The organism is Microbacterium sp. HSID17254, assembly GCF_003989315.1.
Lineage (GTDB): Bacteria > Actinomycetota > Actinomycetes > Actinomycetales > Microbacteriaceae > Microbacterium.
Genome location: NZ_RBLT01000010.1, coordinates 90920 through 108812 on the forward strand (window position 1 = coordinate 90920; position 17893 = coordinate 108812).

Sequence of the window (17893 nt, forward strand, 5' to 3'; positions counted from 1 at the left end):
CCCTCGTTTGGACTAACCCAATCTTGACGATCACCCGGGATTGTGTCAATGTCTCCTCTCAGCGGTTCTTAATTGGTCTATTCCAATCCTTTGCACGGTCAACGATGAGCGGAGAATCCCCATGCACGTGAAGCACAACATGCGCCGACGCGTCCTGGTCGCCGGGGCGCTGGGCACGGCGACAATCGTCGCCCTGAGCGGCTGCGCCGGCGGCGGCGGCGACGCGGACGGCCCCACCGAGATCACGTTCTCGTACCTGTGGGGAGGCGAGGAGGCGAAGGCGCTGGAGGCGATCATCGCCGACTTCAACGCCAGTCAGGACGACATCGTCGTCACGGGCGTCTCCAGCCCTGACACCCAGAAGCAGCTCACGTCGATGTCGTCGTCGAACGGCTCCTTCGACATCTCCGACAACTTCGGCAACACCGTCGGTGCCTGGGCCTCGAAGGGCATCCTCGCGCCGCTCGACGAGGCGATCGCCGCCGAGGACATCGACGTCGACGACTTCGTCCCCAGCGCCATGGAGCAGATGACCTACGACGGCAAGATCTACTCGCTGCCGATCGCCATCCACAGTTTCCAGCTGCTCTACAACCCGCAGCTCCTGGAGGAGGCCGGGGTCACCCCGCCGACCACGATGGACGAGCTCGCCGCCGCCATCCCGAAGCTCACCAAGAAGGACGCGTCGGGCAAGATCACGCAGCTCGGACTCGGCTCGGCGAACGACAGCACCACCCTCACGACCCTCGGCTACGCCTTCGGCGGGAGCTGGGACGGCGAGGACGGCCCGACCCCCGCGGAAGACGGCAACCTCGAGGCCCTGCAGTGGTATCAGGACAACGTGATCGAGCCGGTCGGTGCCGACGCCATGGCCACGTTCGTGTCCGGACAGGGCGAGTACCTCTCCGCGCAGGACCCGTTCTTCAGCGGCCAGGTCGCCATGATCATCGACGGCGAGTGGCGGTCGGCCAGCGCCGCCAAGATCGCCCCCGACTTCGAGTGGGGCGTGACCGCGATCCCCGCCGCCTCGCCGGACCTGGAGAACAGCACGCAGGTCACCGCGAGCACCCTCTTCATCCCCGCGAACTCGAAGCACAAGGAGGAGGCGGCCACGTTCCTCGCCTACCTCGTGAGCGACGAGCCCATGGAGAAGTTCGCCGTCGCGCTCGGCAACCTCCCCGGCCGCTCCTCCCTCGCCGGCAGCGCTGCGTTCGACGAGCTGCAGGACTTCGGCGTCTGGGCGGAGGCCGCGTCGTCCCCGAACGCGAAGTCCCTGGCGAGCCGTCCGTACAGCGCCGAGTACGCGACCGACCTCGCGACCGCGTTCGACGAGGTCGTGCGACTGACCGCCACCCCGGAGGAGGCGATCGCGACCGTCGAGGAGCGCATGGCCTCCTACGCCTCGAAGTGAGCCGGTCCTCGTGACCACGGCAACAGCACCCCGGGTCCGGCAGGAGAACGCTCCTGCCGGACCCGGCGCTCCCGTCCGGCGGCGCCGCAGCCGCCGGACCACGCTGATCGGCCTGGCTTTCGCGTCGCCGTTCATCGTCGGCTTCCTGTTCCTGTTCGCCTATCCGATCGCGGCGTCGGCGTACTACAGCTTCACCGACTTCAACCTGTTCCAGTCGCCGGAGTGGGTGGGGCTGGACAACTACACCCAGATGTTCGCCGACGGGGTGTTCTGGAAGTCGCTCGCCAACACGGCCGTGCTCACCGTGTTCGGCGTGCCGCTCGCGATCGGCATCGCGCTCGCCGGCGCGCACTTGCTGAACACACCCGTGCGGGGCCAGCCGCTCTACCGCGCGCTCGTCTACCTGCCCTCGATCGTGCCGGTCGTCGTCGGCGGCTACCTGTGGCGCTGGCTGCTGAACGCCCAGTACGGCTTCATCAACCACTTCCTGTCGTGGTTCGGCATCGAGGGGCCGGCCTGGCTGCAGCAGCCGGAGTGGACGAAGCCCGCCATCATCCTCATGTCGCTGTGGACCGTCGGCGGCACCATGATCATCTACCTCGCCGCCCTGCAGGAGGTGCCGAAGGAGTTGTACGAGGCGGCCGAGCTCGACGGCGCGGGGGCGTGGCGCCGCTTCACGAACGTCACCTGGCCCACGGTCTCCCCTGTGACCCTGTTCCAGGTGATCGTGAGCATCATCGGGTTCCTGCAGATCTTCACGCAGCCCTACATCCTGTCGCAGGAGCGCCTCAACCAGGCGGGCTCGGGGCCGGGGCAGTCGATGCTGTCCTACGCGATGTACCTGTACCAGAACGCCTTCGTGTTCCTGAAGATGGGCTACGCCTCCGCCATGGCGTGGACGCTGTTCATCATCACGCTCGTCGTGAGCCTCATCGTGCTCGCGACCTCGAGGAAGTGGGTCCACGATGGCGCACGCTGACATCTCCGCTCCGGTGCGCCCCCGTCGCACCCGGCGCACGCTCCGCCGCGTCCGGCAGCAGATCGCGGTGACGCTGCTTGCGCTGCTGTTCCTGTTCCCACTGCTGGTGATGCTGTCGACCGCGTTCAAGACGCCCGGCGACGTGTTCTCCTCGCCGCCCACCCTGCTGCCCGCCGAGTGGACGACGGCCAACTTCGCCGAGGCGTTCGCGCAGATCCCGGTGTGGCGCTACCTCGCCAACACGCTCTTCGTCTCCGGCATGAGCATCCTCGGCACGGTCATCTCGTGTCCGCTCGTCGCCTACGCGCTGGCGAAGGTGAAGTGGCGCGGCGCCCGACCGCTCCTGATCCTCGTGCTCGCCACGATGATGCTGCCGCCGCAGGTCACGCTGATCCCGCTGTTCCTCGTGTGGAACGGGCTGGAGGCGACGAACACCTATCTCCCGCTCATCGTCCCCGCGTTCCTGGGCACGCCGTTCTTCATCTTCATGATCCGGCAGTTCCTCCTCGCGGTGCCGGACGAGCTCATCGAGGCCGCCCGTCTGGACGGTGCCTCCGAGTTCCGCACCTACGCGACGATCGTCCTGCCCCTGGCGCGCCCGGCCATCGTGACCGCCGCGATCTTCCAGTTCGTCTGGGCGTGGACCGACTTCCTCAATCCCCTCATCTACCTCAACGACCAGTCGACGTACACGCTGTCCATCGGTCTGTACGCCTTCTTCGGGGAGAACGACGTGGCCTGGGGGCCGCTCATGGCCGCGTGCGTGATGTTCACCCTCCCGGCCGTGGCGATCTTCCTCCTCGGACAGAAGTTCTTCATCGGCGGTGCCAGTGCAGGAGCCCTCAAGTGACCCATGAATCCCTCGCCCTCCTCCGCGGCCGGCTCGTCGCCTCGGTTCAGGCCTCCGCTGGTGCCCCCGCGAGAGACACCCACGTCATCGGCGCGCTCGCCGAGTCGGCACTGCTCGGCGGCGCGAGCGGCCTGCGGCTCAACGGGCCGGAGGACATCCGTCGGGTGCGACCGGTGACCGATGCGCCGATCATCGGGCTCCACAAGGTCTGGAACGGCGTCCGCAACGTCATCACCCCGGAACGCGCGCTCGCCGCGGGGCTGGCGGAGGCCGGTGCCGACATCATCGCGGTGGACGCCACGACGGAGCAGCTCGGCACGGACTTCCGGCTCATCGGGGAGATCGCCGCGGCGACGGGGCGGCCCGTGATGGCCGACGTGTCGACGGTCGCGGAGGGCGAGCGCGCGTGGGAGGCGGGGGCCGCGGTCGTCGGCACGACCCTGTCCGGCTACACCCCGCACTCGCCGCGTCAGGATGACACTGACCTCGACCTCGTGGCCGCGCTCGTCGCCTCGGGGATCCCGACCATCGCCGAGGGGCGCTACCAGACCCCTGCGCAGGTGCGCGCGGCCTTCGACGCCGGGGCCTTCGCGGTCGTCGTCGGCGGAGCGATCACCGATCCCATCGCCCTCACGCGTCGATTCGTCGCGGCGACGCCGGCCGCCCGGGAGCGGGTGTGATCGTCGGGGTCGACGTCGGCGGCACGAAGATCGCCGTCGCGGGGTTCCGTGCGGAGCCGGGCGGGGCGCGCCGTCGCGCCACGGCCGTGCACACCCTGTCGACGCCGGCCCGGGAGGGCGGCGAGGCCATCGTGCGGGCGGTCGTCGATGCGATCGATGTGATCCGCGGCGGGGAGCAGCTCGCGGCGGTCGGCGTGGGCACCGCGGGCGTGGTCGATCAGGACGGCGGCATCAGCTCCGCGACCGATGCGATCAGCGGCTGGGCGGGCTTCCCGCTGCGTGCGGCGCTCGTCCGAGCCCTCGATGCCCCGGTGGCCGTCGTCAACGACGTGCACGCGGCGGCGGTCGCGGAGGCCACGGCAGGGGCGGGGCGGGGAGCGCGTGGTCTGCTGATGGTCACGGTCGGCACCGGCATCGGGGGAGCCGTCGTCCTCCCGGATGGTCTGCGCGCGGGTGTGACCGGCACGGCGGGATCGGTCGGGCACACCGAGCTCGCCCTCCCGCCAGGACTGGCCGGTCGTCGATGCGGCTGCGGAGGGGTCGGGCACGTCGAGGCCGTGGCCTCCGGTCCGGCGCTGGAGCAGACGTACCGCGAGCGCACAGGCGCGGCGCGCACGCTGCGGGAGGTGGACGCGGCCGCTCGTGCCGGGGATGCGGTCGCCGAGGAGGTGATCGCGGAGGGGGCGGCGTTCCTCGGTCGCGCGCTCGCCGGGGCGCAGGCGCTCCTGGACGTCGAGGTCGTCGCCGTCGGCGGCGGCGTGGCGGCCATCGGGGAGCGGTATCTCGCCGAGGTCGCCCGCGCCTACCGCGCGGCGGCGATGCCGGGGCCGTCGACAGCCCGGGTGCGATCGGCGGAGCTCGGGGTCGATGCGACCGTCACCGGGGCCGCGGTGCTGGCGCCGGCCTGAGTCCGGATTCCCACCCCGCATTCAGCGTTAACGATATATCGTTGAGTATCGTTCACGACTGGGAGGTCATCATGAACAACGCATTCCCCTCCACCCCGTTCGGCGGCAGCGGCAACGGCAGTAACGGCGGCGACTTCGCCGGCGGCCTCGGCAACCTCTTCGGGGGCTCGCAGGGTCCGGCCGGAGCGCTGTTCGAGGCGATGGACCAGCTCCGTAAGTCGTTCGAGTCGCGTCCCTCCGGCGGGTCGCGCATGGCCCGCGGCGATGTGCGCGCCGCCGTCCTCTCGCTCCTCACCGAGCGACCGATGCATGGCTACCAGATCATCAACGAGATCGCCGAGCGCAGCGGCGGCACCTGGAAGCCGAGCGCAGGTTCCGTCTACCCGACGCTCCAGCTCCTCGCCGACGAGGGTCTGATCGAGGCCGAGGAGCAGAACGGGCGCAAGACCTACGCCCTCACCGAGGCTGGCCGGGCCGTCGCCGCGGAGAGCACCGAGACCCCGCCGTGGGTGCCGTCCTCCGACAAGGACCGCAGCCGCGACGCCCGGTACAGCGCTCTGCCCAAGGCCGGGGTCGACCTCGCTGCCGCGGCCGCGCAGGTCGGGCGCAGCGGCTCCGCGGAGCAGGTGCAGCAGGCCATCGAGGTGCTCGACGAGGCCCGCCGTAGGCTGTACACGATCCTCGCCCAGGACTGACCGCGTCGTGCGGCGTCCGGCGCGGAACGGCGGAAGGATGACGCGATGACGGCAGCGGCGGCACAGGGTCCTCACCGAGCCCGGTACCGCCGCATCCTGTCGTTCGCGAGCCGTGAGTTCCTGAAGATCTGGTGGTTCGAGCTCGTCCTTCCGCGGTTCGGGCTGTCTTCCGTCGCGGAGCGCACGCGCACCCGCCGCATGCAGCGGTTCGCGCGGCGGTTCCATACGCTCGCGGTCGAACTCGGCGGGCTCATGATCAAGGTCGGGCAGTTCATGTCCTCGCGCCTCGATGTGCTCCCGCCCGAGATCACGGCCGAGCTGGAGGGGCTGCAGGACGAGGTCCCCGCCGTGCCCACCCCGCAGATCCGGGCGCTCGCGGAGGCCGAGCTGGGCATGCCGCTCGAGCGGGTGTACACCTGGTTCGACGACACCCCCGTCGCGGCCGCGTCCCTCGGCCAGGTGCACCGTGCCCGGCTGTCGGCGCTCGACGCGGAGGACACCGGGCTCGACGAGGTCGTCGTCAAGGTGCAGCGCCCGGGCATCGACGAGATCGTCGCGGTCGACCTCGCCGCCCTCCGCCGGGTCGCGCGGTGGCTCACCCGGGTCCGGATCGTGGCCGACCGCGTGGACGCCCCCGCCCTCGTGGAGGAGTTCGCCGTCACGAGCATGGAGGAGATCGACTATCTCCACGAGGCCCGCAGCGCCGAGCGGTTCCGCGAGAACTTCGCCGACGACCCGCGCGTCGCCGCCCCCGAGATCGTCTGGGAGCGCACGACCCGCCGGGTGCTCACGCTGTCCGACGTGACGGCGATCAAGATCAACGACACCGCGGCGCTCCGGGCGGCCGGCATCGACCCCTCCGCGGTCGCCGACGCTTTCGCCGAGGTCATGTTCGACCAGGTCTTCACGCACCGGTTCGTGCACGCCGACCCGCACCCCGGCAACATCTTCGTCACGCCCGTCCCTTCGACGGGCTCAGGGGTCCAGGGGGGCTCAGGGACCCCGGGCGGCTTCCGGCTCACGTTCATCGACTTCGGCATGATGGCGGAGGTCTCCGACAACCTCCGGCAGGGACTTCGGACCCTCCTCATCGCGGTGACCGCGCGGGACAGTCGCGGCCTCGTCCGTGCGGCGAAGGAGATCGGCGTACTCCTCCCCACGGCCGACACCGGCGAGCTGGAGCGGGCGCTGACCGCCCTCTTCGCGCGCTTCGGCGGGATGGGGTTCGCGGAGCTGAGCCGGGTGGACCCGCGGGAGTTCACCGACTTCGCCGAGGAGTTCGGCGACATGGTGCGGCGCCTTCCGCTGCAGCTCCCCGAGGACATGCTGCTCCTCATCCGGGCCGTGTCCCTCACCTCCGGCATGTGCAGCGGCCTCGATCCCGCGTTCAACGTGTGGGACGCGGCCGAGCCGTACGCCGCGCGGCTGCTCCGCGACGAGTCCGGCACCCTCATGCAGGACATGGCGCAGCAGGCGATGGCGAACGCGGCCACGACCTGGCGGCTCCCGAAGCGCATCGACGACATCATCACCCGCGTCGACGACGGCAACGTCTCCTTCGACACCTCGCGTCTGGAGCGCCGCCTCGACCGGCTGGAGGGTATCGCGCGGCGGATCGCCTCCGGGGTCCTGTTCGCGGCGATGCTCATCGGCGGGGCGCTGCTCGTCGGTCCGCTCCCGCCGCTGGGCATCACCCTGCTGTGGGTCTCGGTGCTCCCGCTGCTGGGCGCCCTCTTCCTGGGTCGCCGCCGCCCCCGCTGACCCGCCAGGCCCCGCCCAGATCCCGCCGGGCGGCCCCGCCAGAACAGGCGATCGCGCGGAATCAGGCGCTCCCGCGCCGGGGGTGCCTGATGTCCCGCGTCCGCCTGAGCCCGCACAGGTGGAAAGATGGTCTCTCATGGACACGCCTGACGAGAAGCCCACCGAACGCTCCGCAGGATCCCCGACCCGTCCGCGCACCGACGCCGTCGTGACCGGGACGCACCGCCAAGCCGCGAAGGCCTCCGAGACCGCGCGCAAGATCGTCCGCGACATCACGACGGTCCCGCCGCGCAGCGTGCACCCGGCGCTGGTTCCCGGGGTGTCGGTGGAGGAGACGGGGCGCACCTACCGCACCGACCCGCTCGTGTTCGGCGTCGCCGCCGCGTTCGCCCTCGCCTTCATCGCGTGGGGCGTGTTCGCGGGGGACAACCTCGCCGGCACCACGAGCACGGTCCTTGCCTGGGTCGTGGAGTACTACGGCTTCTTCTTCACGACCATCGCCACGATCATCCTCGTGTTCATGCTGTTCGTCGGCTTCAGCAAGTACGGGCGCATCCCGCTCGGACGCGACGACGAGGAGCCGGAGTTCTCGATGTTCTCGTGGATCTCCATGCTCTTCGCGGCGGGCATGGGCATCGGCCTCGTGTTCTGGGGTGCGGCCGAGCCGCTGACGTTCTTCGAGAACCCGCCGCCGGGCACCGTCGAGGCGAACACCCTCGAGGCCATGCACACCGCGCAGGCCCAGGTGCTCTACCACTGGGGTCCGCAGGCCTGGGCGTTCTACGCGCTCGTCGGTGGAGCCATCGCGTACGGCGCCTACCGCCGCGGCCGCACGCCGCTGATCTCGTCGATCTTCGCCCCGCTGCTCGGCGAGAACCGCACGACGGGCCCGGTCGGCCGCACGATCGACATCTTCTCCATCATCGTGACGCTGTTCGGCACGGCCGCCTCCCTCGGTCTCGGGGCGCTGCAGATCGGCCACGGCGTCGAGCTCGTCAGCGGCATCGGACCGCTCGGCAACGGCATCCTCATCGCGGTCATCGCGGTGCTCACGGCGTGCTTCATCGCCTCCGCTGTCTCCGGCGTCTCCAAGGGCATCCGGGCGCTGTCGAACATCAACGCCGTCGTCGCGATCCTGCTCGCGTTCTTCGTGTTCTTCGTCGGTCCGACGCTGCTGATCCTCAACGTGATCCCGTCGGTCGCCGTGCAGTTCCTCGGCGATCTGCCGACCATGATCGGCCGCTCCGCATCGCAGGGAGAGGCCGCGCAGGCCTTCCTGTCGAGCTGGACGATCTTCTACTGGGCGTGGTGGATCTCCTGGTCGCCGTTCGTCGGCATGTTCATCGCGAAGATCTCCCGCGGACGCTCGCTCCGTCAGTTCGTGTCGGTCGTCATCGTGGTGCCGTCCGCCATCTCGCTCGTGTGGTTCGCGATCTTCGGAACCACGGCGATCCAGCAGCAGATGGACGGCGCAGGGCTCACCGTCGACCCGCCGGAGGAGGTGCTGTTCGGGGTGCTGGAGAACCTGCCCTTCCCGCTCATCACCAGCATCGTGCTCATCCTCCTCATCGCGATCTTCTTCATCACGGGCGCCGACTCCGCGTCACTCGTCATGGGCACGCTGTCCCAGCAGGGCCGCCCGGAGCCGTCGCGCTGGGTCGCCGTCGTCTGGGGTGTGCTGGTCGGGGTGATCGCGGCCGTGCTGCTCGTCAGCGGCGCCGAGGGGAGCGGCCTGCAGTCGCTGCAGAACGCGACGATCATCGCGGCGCTGCCGTTCGCGATCATCATGGCGTTCATGATGATCGCGTTCATGAAGGATCTGCGCCGTGATCCGCTGATCCTGCGCGACCGCTATGCCCGCGCCGCCGTCCGCCACAGCGTCATGGCCGGGCTCGAGGAGTACGGCGACGACTTCGCGCTCGTGCCCGTCGAGTACGACCACTCGGAGGACGACCTCGCCTGGATCGACGAGGACACCGTCGACGACACCCTCGCCGAGGTGTACGAGGCCGCGACCGAGGCGATCGACATCATCCCGCCGGCCGAGGTGGACGCCGCCGTCGATGCGGCGATGGACGCCCCTGCCGACAAGGACTGAACGCGAGAGCTCAGGCGCTCACGCCGGGTCAGGCACGTCCTCACGCAGGACGCCTGAACCGGCGTGGTCGCCTGTCTCGGCGGCTGCGGTGATCCGGGCGGCCATGCCGGAGAAGATGAGCCCGTGGAAGGGCAGCACGGCGAGCCAGTACAGCCGGCCGAGGAGTCCGCGGGGGAAGAACACGGCGCGCTGCTCGTAGCGGGCGCCGTCGCCGTCGGGCACCGCGCGCAGTTCGAGCCAGGCCTCGCCCGGCACCTTCATCTCGGCGCGGAGTCGCAGCAGATGCCCCTCCTCGGTCTGCTCGACCGCCTCGACGCGCCAGAAGTCGATCGCATCCCCGACGCGGGCGGCGGTGCGGCTGCGGCGTCCGCGTCGGAGCCCCACGCCGCCGACCACGCGGTCCATGAGCCCCCGCACCGCCCAGAGCAGCGGCGACGAGTACCACCCGTTCTCCCCGCCGATCCCGAGGATGACGCGCCACAGCTCCGCGACGGACGCGCGCGTCGCGACGGAGCGCTTGTCCGTGAAGACGGTGCGTCCGGCCCAGTCGGGGTCGCTCGGCAGCGGGTCGCTCGGGGCGCCGGTCACCTCGGCGTCCTGCCAGCTCGTCTCCACGGCGTCCGCGTCCACCCGGCCGAGGGCCAGCGCCACGGACCGGCGATACGGCGTGAGTCCGCCCTCGGGCCGCGGGATGAGCGCGTCGACGGCGTGGTCCTTCATGATGCACTCGTTCTGCAGCGAGGCGACGAGGGGCCGGGCGATGGAGCGCGGCACCGGGGTGACGAGGTTCACCCAGTGCGAGGCGAGCTCCGGGGTCAGCACCGGAAGGGCGGCGATGGCGCGCTGCCGCAGTCCGGCCTCCACCGCGTACCCGTTCATCATCTGGCCGTAGCGCAGCACATCCGGTCCGCCGATGTCGACCGCGCGATTCACCTGATCGCCGACCCGTGCCGCCCCGAGCAGGTAGTGCAGCACGTCGCGCACGGCGATGGGCTGGATGCGGTTGCGCACCCACTTCGGCGCCGGCATGTACGGCAGCACATCGGTGAGGTGCCGGATCATCTCGAAGGACGCCGAACCGGAGCCGATCACCACGCCCGCCTGCAGGACGAGGGTGGGCACCCCGGACTCCAGGAAGATCTCGCCGACGTGGACCCGGGAGCGGAGGTGCGGGGAGAGCTTCACGTCGTCCGGGTGCAAGCCGCCGAGGTAGACGATCCGCCGCACCCCGGCCCGGGCGGCTGCCGTGGCAACGGTGGCCGCCGCGCGCTCGTCGCTCTCCTCGAAGCCCTTGCCGGCCGACATGGAGTGGATGAGGTAGTACACGACGTCGACGTCGTCCATCGCGGAGGCGACGGCGTGCTCGTCGTCGGCGGAGCCCTCGAAGATCTCGCACTCCTCGCCCCAGCCGAAGGAGGCGGCGCGGACGGCGTCGCGGGCGAGGACGCGGACCCGGTAGCCGGCGTTCAGCAGGCGCGGGGTCAGGCGGCCGCCGATGTAGCCGGTGGCGCCGAGCACGAGGGCGCGGGGCGCGGAGCCGTCGTCGCGGGGGACAGCCCGAAGGGCGTCCTCGCGACCGGTGGGCTGGGTGAGCTCGCTCATGCTCCGAGCGTAGATCCCGGGGCCGACACGGGGAACGGGCTTGCGTCCGGAGCATCGCGCCGTCGCGACACGCTCGCGAGCACCCCGGAGACAGGGTACGGTCGTATCCGTGACTTCCATCGAATCGATTCGACGAGCGCCCGCGGACCGCGCCACCCGCCGCGCGCGCGTCGCCGTCTCGGCGCTGTTCCTCACGAACGGCGCCCTGTTCGCGAACATTCTGCCGCGGTACCCGGAGATCAAGGCCGCCCTCGGCCTGGACAACCTCGGCTACGGTCTCGCGCTCGCCGCCTTCCCCGCCGGCGCGATCGCGGCCGGACTCCTGGCGGCCACGCTGATCCGCCGCTTCGGGTCGGCGCGCATCGCGGTCATCGGCACCGTCCTCACGAGCCTCGGCCTGCTGGCAGCGGCGCTGTCCCCGAACGGCGTCCTCTTCGCGATCGCTCTCTTCGTCGGCGGCGCCTCCGATGCCATCACCGATGTCGCGCAGAACGCCCACGGCCTGCGCGTGCAGCGGCGGTACGGGCGCTCGATCATCAACTCCTTCCACGCCATCTGGTCCATCGGCGCGGTGCTCGGCGGAGTGATGGCCGCGGGCGCGATCGCCCTGCAGCTCCCGCTCGCCGTCCACCTGGGGATCTCGACCGCGGTGTTCGCGACGGTCGCCCTCGTCGCCCTCCGCTTCTGCCTGCCCGGCCGCGACGACGAGGCCGAGGAGGATGCGGTGGCGGAACCCGAGGAGATCGCCTCCGCGGTCCGTCGCGGCGTTCCGGCGCGGACGGTGCTGGCCGTGATCGCCCTGACCCTCATCGCGATGGCCGGAGCCATCGCCGAAGACGCGGGCAACTCGTGGGCCACCCTCTACCTCGGCGACTCCCTGGGAGCGGCGGCAGCGGTCGCACCGCTCGGATTCATCGCCCTCGTCGGCGCGCAGTTCGTCGGGCGTCTGCTCGGCGATCCGATGACCGATCGCTTCGGGCAGCGCTGGGTGGCGCGGGTCGGCGGCCTCATCGCCGCCGTTGGGATGACGCTCGCGCTGCTGTTTCCGAGCGTGCCCGGCACGATCCTCGGGTTCGCGGCCGTGGGCTTCGGCATCGCCACCCTCATCCCCGCCGCGATGCATGCCGCCGACGAGCTCCCGGGACTGCGGCCCGGGGTCGGGCTCACCGTGGTGTCCTGGCTGCTGCGGCTCGGCTTCCTGTTGTCGCCGCCGTTCGTCGGCTGGCTGGCGGAGACGCAGAGCCTGCGCGTGGGTCTCGTGGTGGCACCGGTCGCGGCGCTCGTGGCCGTGCTGCTCGCGGGATTCCTGGACGCCCGGCGCCCGCGGAACGCGTCGGACTAGGCCGGCTCCTCCACGAGATCGGCGCCGCCGTGCACGGCGTCCGCCTCGGCGGCCTCCTGGATCGCGGCGGTCATCCCTACGAGGAACCGCATGACGACCACGCGCTCCTCATCGGTGAGGTCGTCCACGAGGGAGAGCATCCGGCGGTGCATGGCACCGAGTGTCGCGCGCACCTCGTCGTCGCTGCTCACGGTGGGCACGACGATGCCGGCGCGGCGGTCGGTCGGGTGCGGTTCGCGGCGCGCGTGCCCGCCCTTCTCCAGCCGGTCGATGAGCGTCGTCGTCGACGCGGTGGAGATGTCGAGCATGCGCGCCAGATCGATCGGCCGCACGATGCGACCGGCCTTCTGCTCGCGCAGCAGGAACCGGAGGGCGACGAGGTCGGTCTCGTTCATGCCCATCGACGCGCGCGTCCGGGCGCGCATCGCCGTCTCGGCACTGCGGTAGCGCCGCAGCATGTTGAGCACGTCGACCGTGGTGGCGCGCTCGCTGTCGGGGTACCAGTACCCGGAGGCGTGGAACTCGCCGGTGCTGTCGGTCACGCGACCTCTCCTTCGTCGCTGGAACCGGCCTCCCGCTCGAGCATCTCCATCGCGCCGGTCTCGACCTCGGCCGGGACGATGCGCAGAAGACCGCCCGTGATCGCATCGGTCTCGGCGGCGATGATCTGCTCGATCCGGCGTCGCGAGACGGAGGGGAAGAGTTCCTCCAGGCGTGCGAGCAGATCGGCGTAGCGGATGTACGACGCCTCCTCGAGGCTCAGTGGCTCGGGCATGGCATCCTTTCGGGGGCAGGGTTCCATCATCGCACCTCCGGAAGTCCCTGGTCGCCCCCGATATCGCTAGACAGCCTTACTGTCAGGTTGCCGAGGTACCATGGGGTTCGGGGAAGGAGGATCTCTGCATGGGAAACACGAGTACCGACGTCACGACCTCAGCGCTCGCTCGCGATGTCGACGACTTCCGTCGCGCCGACGCGCAGTTGAACCGCCGTCTCGCCGCCCGGCGCGAACCCAACGATACCGACCGTGCGGCGATGCACTTCATCAGCACCGCGCCCGTCGAGAAGCCCGTCACTCCCCGCGACCTCGCCACCTACCTCGGCATCAGTACGGCCGCCGTCACGAGCGTCGTGCGCCGGATGTCGGAGCGGGGGCAGATCGTCGTCGCGCCGCACCCCCTGGATGCGCGGTCCAAGGTCCTCCGGCCGTCGCTCCGCGATCTGCACGGACAGGGCGACGAGCTGGCGCAGCGCGTGGCAGCCATCGAGGGTGAGTTCACTGCGGAAGAGGCGACCGTGATCTCCCGCTTCTTGCGCCGCCTGACCGACGAGCTCGGCGATCTTCCCTAATTGATTTGATTTAACTAGTTAAACTAGTAAACTATCCTCGTCCAGGTTTTCTGCCACGAGGAGAAGAACATGGGAACCCTCACCTACGCGAACCTCGCCGAGCCGATCGAGATCGACGACGAGCTGCTCGCCCACCTTCGCGCCGCCACCGTCACCAAGCTGCGGCGCAACGAGCCGTTCGCGCTCACGGTGCAGACCGGCGCCGACTGCACCGAGACGCTGTGGATCCACGCGTCCATCCCGATCCGCTTCGTCGTCGAGACGTCGGTCACCCTGCAGCGACCGCTGCTGGCCCGTCTCATGCAGGCCGCGGGTTCGACCGGCGGACTCGACCTCACCGACCCCGAGCTCGCGCTCGATGCGGTATCGCGCGAATTGCACGCGATGTCCGCCTGATAACGGAGGGGTGCAGACCTGCCTCACCGCCTCGGGATCCTCTTCAAGGGCTCTCGGATCCCGGGCGGTGACGGCTACGGCGAGAACGGAGCGGGGGCTCTCGATCGCCGACCGCGGCATCCGGCCGCCGGGATTCGGGTTCCCGGCAGCCGGATGCCGTTTCTTCGTCAGAGGGCGGTGTAGCCGCCGTCGACCAGGTGGTAGCTGCCGGTGATGAAGCTCGCGGCGTCGCTCGCGAGGAACACCACGAGGTTCGCGACCTCCTCCGCCTGGCCGAGACGCCCGATCGGGTGCTTCGACACGAGGAAGTCCTTCGCCTCGTCGCCCATGTTCGCCAGGAGCGGGGTGTCGATGAAGCCGGGGCCGACCGAGTTCACCCGGACCCCCTGCGCGGAGTACTCGAGGGCGGCGGTCTTCGTCATGCCGACGACGCCGTGCTTGGCGGTGACGTAGGCGGGGGAGCCGGCGAAGCCGACACTGCCGAGGATCGAGGCGATGTTCACGACCGATCCGCCGCCGTTGGCGAGGATCGACGGGATCTGCGCCTTCATGTTGCGGAACACGGCGTTGAGGTTGATGGCGATCACCTTGTCCCACGCGTCTTCCTCGTAGTCCGCGGTGGGTGCCGTCGCGCCGCCGATGCCGGCGTTGTTGACGCCGATGCGGAGCGGGGCGAGCGAGTTGGCGAGCTCGACCGACGAGGCGATCCAGGCCGGGTCCGTCGCGTCGCCGACCGACGCCTCCGCGGTGCCGCCAGCGGCGCGGATCTCCTCGACGACCGCGTTCGCGTGCTCCGCGTTCAGGTCGTTGACCACCACCGCCGCGCCGTTCTGCGCCAGCAGCAGGGCGACCGCGCGGCCGATGCCGCTGCCCGCTCCTGTCACGATCGCCGAGCGGTTCGAGACGTCGTACTGAGCCACTTTCGGGCTCCTTCCCGGGCGGGCGCGGTGCCGGGAGATCTTCTCGGACGGTCCGTCCTTCCCTCCAGCCTACGCCCGGAATACCGGTGTGGATTCATGTGAATGGAAATGTTCAGCGGGCTAGCTGCGCTGTGGGGACCGTCTGCCCCGGGGAAAATGTCGGAAATGCCGTCGGATGACACTAGATGTCACTCATATCGGCTGGTTTCGGCCGGGCCGAGGCAACTTTGCCGTGACATGTTTCTGCCCTGGACGGGCGTTTGTCATCGACGATAGGGCCGCCAAGGAACACTAGTAACTCCCCAAGCCGAGCAACCCTCTTCGTGATCGACGCGGGGCCGCGCCAACTGTCATCGTGGGAATCTCTCGACACGTCGCAAGCTGACGAGTCCTGCAAGCAAACCTGCTTCCAGGGCATTGTCTGCGACTCGCGAGAAAGGGGGCGCCCATTGCGACCAACGGGTCACCGTCACGAGATGGCGTCTTCTTGCCACCAGCTGTCGTCTGCTGGCCCGGGATGGCGGCACGGTGGTCGGGGATCCTGACTTGGTGAGTTAGGTGCGCGGTGGGGTGAGCGCGGCGACGAGCGTAGCTTTGTTCATCCGGTAGTACCCGGTGACTTTCTGCTCTCTTGCTTGGGTGCGGAGTTCTTTCAGCGTGGGGGTGGAAGACGTTCTTTCCTGTGCGGAGCGGGCCTTTCGCGTTGACGTGCGGGGCAGGGGTGTAGCGGTCGGCGGGGGTGACGGGTTCTGGGTGTCTTTCTCTTCGATGGAGGTGACGCTGCGTCGGAGGGCTTTGGCGTGTTTGGCGGAGAGTTCCTGGGATTCTTGGGCGAGCTCTGCGGCGCGGGTGCGCAGCTTCTTGGATGATCGGGCTACCGCCTTGCGGGCCTTCCGCACGGCTTCTTCGGCGCGGTCGAGGGCCTTTTTCGCGGCCTTCGTGGAACTCTTCTTCTCGTTCTTCGCCGTCTTTTTCTTGTCTGTCTTGGTTTGCGCCACGGTGCGCACCTCCGGATGTGAGAGGGCCGATCCCGGCCTTGACACCCACGATAGACGCGCGCATACCGGCGCGGGCGAGCAGGTGTCCGCTGGGGTGGCTATTGGTCAGCGTCGAGCTCCAGGTGTCCAGGGCATGGGCATTTGTCCCAGCGGCGTCGGGTGAGCAGGTCTACCCGGCAGGTGTTGTGGTGTTCGTCGGGGTCGTGCCCGCAGCGCACGCAAGCGCCGCCGCCCGTACCTGTCACTGGGTTTGCCCTCAGGCGATGCGGGAGATCTGCACGGTGATGATCGTGTCGGGGTGGTCGCCGATGCTGTCGAGGATGGTGTCGGCAACGCGGCGTGCCGTGTCCGGGGCGGGGATTCTGCTTCCGACACCGATGCGAGCAGTGATGTCGGTGGTGACGCCGCGGGTGGCGATGTCGACACGGTTGTAGCGTTCGTCTTGGCCGGTGGCGATCGCGCTGACCAGATGTGGGACCTGGGTGATCGCTGATGCGGGCGCGAACAGGTCTGTGACACCGTCAACGTCGCGGACGGTGGCGGTCAGAACGTTCGGATTGAGCAATGATGCCGGCTGGTGATCAGAGGCGGGGGTCTCGGTGCTCATGGCTGCTCCCTACGGCTGGTGTCGTGGCCGTGGACGTCTTCGATGGTCACGTCGACGGCTGTGACGTTGAGGTGGGTGTGCGTACTGAGCGCGTTGTAGATGCGCTGGCGGACATCGTGCGCGGTCGGGGTCATCGGGGTGCCCCAGGCGATGCTGAGCGTGACACTGATCGTCACGGGTGCGCCGAGTTTCTCAGCATCACCGTTGATCTGGGCTTTGCCGATCACGGTCCCGGGGATCTGGTCGGCGACAGACCGCAGCAGCGCCCGCACGGCACCCTCGGTGACGCTGAGGTGCACCCTCGGGTCGGGGTGGTGCAGGGGCAGCGATCTTCCCGCGCGGACGTCGTGGTGGATGCTGGTCATGATCGTGTCCAACCATCCTGCGGGGGGTGGGGTCAGGTGGGCGGCATCATCGTCGAGGAGATCGCGGGAGAGCTGGGCGACCTGGTCGAGGGCGTGTAGGGCGTTGAGGCATTCCGGGCAGGTTTCGATGGTCGGGTCGAAGGGGATCCGGTCCATGGCGAGGTAGTCGCTGAGCTCGTCGATGGTTTTCCCGCAGTCCAGTGCGCGGGTGGTGCTGTGATCAGTCACCGCCATCCCTCCATCTGCGCGTGAATGCTCGCGCGGGCTCTGGCTAGTTTGCCTCGAACGGTGGATCGAGGGATGTCGAGTTCTTTCGCGATGTCGTCGTAGCTGAGTTCTCCGACTTCGCGGAGCAGCCAACAGCGTCTCTCTTGGTCCGGGAGGTTGTCTAGGGCTTGGGACAACGCGGTCAGCTGCGCGTTGCGGACGGCGACGGTCTCGGGCTCCGTGGTGGAGGGGTAGGCCGCGTCCAGGATCGGTAGTGGCTCGGTGGGGGGTCGGTGTCGGAGATGGGCGAACGCGTGCCGGCTCGCGACGCGCATCAGCCAGGGTTTCACCGCGGCCGGGTCGCGCAGCTCCGGCAGTCGACGCCAGGCGGTGTAGAGAGCCTCTTGAGTGACGTCATCCGCGTCGGTGAGCGATCCCACGATCCGCGCCACATACGCCCGGATTAGGGACCCGTACCGGACGATGAGGGCTTTGAACGCGTCCGCATCCCCGCAGATCGCCCGCTCGGCGAGGATCTCGTCGGCAACCTCGACCAGGTCGGGGGAGGGGATGTCGCGTCGTGAACTCATGTCGCAAAAAATTCTTTCAACCAATTTGTGACGAATGTGCCCGGAGGCGACTCTTACATTGTAAGCGCGAGCATATCGCCCTGACACAGCGGCCGACCAGACCGTTGTGTGCCTCATCACTACCGTTAGAGGAT

Annotated in this window: 19 protein-coding genes; 11 read left to right on the forward strand and 8 right to left on the reverse strand. The window is 69.4% G+C overall.

Translation table 11 applies throughout. From position 1 onward, the window contains the following. Positions 1–121: 121 nt before the first annotated feature. The 8 genes from D8M34_RS08185 to D8M34_RS08220 all read left to right on the forward strand — a co-directional run bounded on the left by D8M34_RS08185 (position 122) and on the right by D8M34_RS08220 (position 9382). Positions 122–1411 (forward strand): ABC transporter substrate-binding protein, encoded by a 1290-nt coding sequence (locus D8M34_RS08185; protein ID WP_025104070.1) that lies wholly within the window; start codon positions 122–124, stop codon positions 1409–1411. Between the two features lie 10 nt (positions 1412–1421). Next, positions 1422–2390 carry a carbohydrate ABC transporter permease gene (locus tag D8M34_RS08190; protein WP_174235376.1) on the forward strand — a complete coding sequence of 323 codons (969 nt, stop codon included), beginning with the start codon at positions 1422–1424 and terminating at the stop codon, positions 2388–2390. After that, positions 2377–3240: a carbohydrate ABC transporter permease gene (locus D8M34_RS08195; protein WP_126893709.1), complete on the forward strand. Its 864-nt coding sequence runs from the start codon at positions 2377–2379 to the stop codon at positions 3238–3240. The genes D8M34_RS08190 and D8M34_RS08195 overlap by 14 nt, the downstream gene beginning before the upstream one ends. After that, positions 3237–3920 carry an N-acetylmannosamine-6-phosphate 2-epimerase gene (locus D8M34_RS08200; protein ID WP_126893710.1) on the forward strand — a complete coding sequence of 228 codons (684 nt, stop codon included), beginning with the start codon at positions 3237–3239 and terminating at the stop codon, positions 3918–3920. Before D8M34_RS08195 ends, D8M34_RS08200 begins: the two co-directional genes overlap by 4 nt. Continuing rightward, entirely contained in the window at positions 3917–4828 is a 912-nt protein-coding gene (locus D8M34_RS08205) for an ROK family protein (protein WP_161973049.1), read from the forward strand. The genes D8M34_RS08200 and D8M34_RS08205 overlap by 4 nt, the downstream gene beginning before the upstream one ends. A gap of 71 nt (positions 4829–4899) precedes the next feature. After that, positions 4900–5523 carry a PadR family transcriptional regulator gene (locus D8M34_RS08210; protein ID WP_025104066.1) on the forward strand — a complete coding sequence of 208 codons (624 nt, stop codon included), beginning with the start codon at positions 4900–4902 and terminating at the stop codon, positions 5521–5523. A gap of 45 nt (positions 5524–5568) precedes the next feature. After that, positions 5569–7284, forward strand: coding sequence for an ABC1 kinase family protein (locus tag D8M34_RS08215; RefSeq protein ID WP_126893712.1), 1716 nt, complete (start codon positions 5569–5571; stop codon positions 7282–7284). Between the two features lie 136 nt (positions 7285–7420). After that, positions 7421–9382, forward strand: coding sequence for a BCCT family transporter (locus D8M34_RS08220; protein WP_126893713.1), 1962 nt, complete (start codon positions 7421–7423; stop codon positions 9380–9382). A gap of 18 nt (positions 9383–9400) precedes the next feature. On the opposite strand, the gene D8M34_RS08225 is transcribed toward D8M34_RS08220, so the two are convergent. Further along, positions 9401–10984, reverse strand: coding sequence for an SDR family oxidoreductase (locus D8M34_RS08225; RefSeq protein ID WP_126893714.1), 1584 nt, complete (start codon positions 10982–10984; stop codon positions 9401–9403). Between the two features lie 118 nt (positions 10985–11102). Between D8M34_RS08225 and D8M34_RS08230 the strand changes: the two genes are divergently transcribed. Next, the gene (locus tag D8M34_RS08230) at positions 11103–12326 is read left to right on the forward strand and encodes an MFS transporter (RefSeq protein WP_161973052.1); all 1224 of its coding nucleotides are present in this window, start codon (positions 11103–11105) and stop codon (positions 12324–12326) included. Here D8M34_RS08230 and D8M34_RS08235 read toward each other — a convergent pair. Continuing rightward, positions 12323–12868 (reverse strand): MarR family winged helix-turn-helix transcriptional regulator, encoded by a 546-nt coding sequence (locus D8M34_RS08235; RefSeq protein ID WP_025104061.1) that lies wholly within the window; start codon positions 12866–12868, stop codon positions 12323–12325. The two genes, D8M34_RS08230 and D8M34_RS08235, sit on opposite strands and share 4 nt — an antisense overlap. Beyond that, positions 12865–13101: a hypothetical protein gene (locus tag D8M34_RS08240; RefSeq protein ID WP_025104060.1), complete on the reverse strand. Its 237-nt coding sequence runs from the start codon at positions 13099–13101 to the stop codon at positions 12865–12867. The genes D8M34_RS08235 and D8M34_RS08240 overlap by 4 nt, the downstream gene beginning before the upstream one ends. 128 nt (positions 13102–13229) lie before the next feature. Between D8M34_RS08240 and D8M34_RS08245 the strand changes: the two genes are divergently transcribed. Further along, positions 13230–13676, forward strand: coding sequence for a MarR family winged helix-turn-helix transcriptional regulator (locus D8M34_RS08245; protein WP_085604560.1), 447 nt, complete (start codon positions 13230–13232; stop codon positions 13674–13676). 69 nt (positions 13677–13745) lie between these two features. Continuing rightward, positions 13746–14072, forward strand: coding sequence for a DUF7882 family protein (locus tag D8M34_RS08250; RefSeq protein WP_126893715.1), 327 nt, complete (start codon positions 13746–13748; stop codon positions 14070–14072). Between the two features lie 167 nt (positions 14073–14239). On the opposite strand, the gene D8M34_RS08255 is transcribed toward D8M34_RS08250, so the two are convergent. The 5 genes from D8M34_RS08255 to D8M34_RS08275 all read right to left on the reverse strand — a co-directional run bounded on the left by D8M34_RS08255 (position 14240) and on the right by D8M34_RS08275 (position 17759). Then, complete coding sequence (locus tag D8M34_RS08255) at positions 14240–14992, reverse strand: SDR family NAD(P)-dependent oxidoreductase (RefSeq protein WP_062633228.1); 753 nt, start codon at positions 14990–14992, stop codon at positions 14240–14242. A 554-nt stretch (positions 14993–15546) separates the two neighbouring features. Beyond that, positions 15547–15990 (reverse strand): Rho termination factor N-terminal domain-containing protein, encoded by a 444-nt coding sequence (locus D8M34_RS08260; protein ID WP_126893716.1) that lies wholly within the window; start codon positions 15988–15990, stop codon positions 15547–15549. A 256-nt stretch (positions 15991–16246) separates the two neighbouring features. After that, a complete protein-coding gene (locus tag D8M34_RS08265) occupies positions 16247–16597 on the reverse strand; it encodes a hypothetical protein (protein ID WP_126893717.1) in 351 nt (116 codons plus the stop codon). Next, on the reverse strand, positions 16594–17196 hold the full coding sequence (locus D8M34_RS08270) for an Asp23/Gls24 family envelope stress response protein (RefSeq protein WP_126893718.1): 603 nt from the start codon (positions 17194–17196) through the stop codon (positions 16594–16596). The genes D8M34_RS08265 and D8M34_RS08270 overlap by 4 nt, the downstream gene beginning before the upstream one ends. Next, the gene (locus D8M34_RS08275; protein WP_126893719.1) at positions 17187–17759 is read right to left on the reverse strand and encodes an RNA polymerase sigma factor; all 573 of its coding nucleotides are present in this window, start codon (positions 17757–17759) and stop codon (positions 17187–17189) included. The genes D8M34_RS08270 and D8M34_RS08275 overlap by 10 nt, the downstream gene beginning before the upstream one ends. Positions 17760–17893 lie beyond the last annotated feature (134 nt).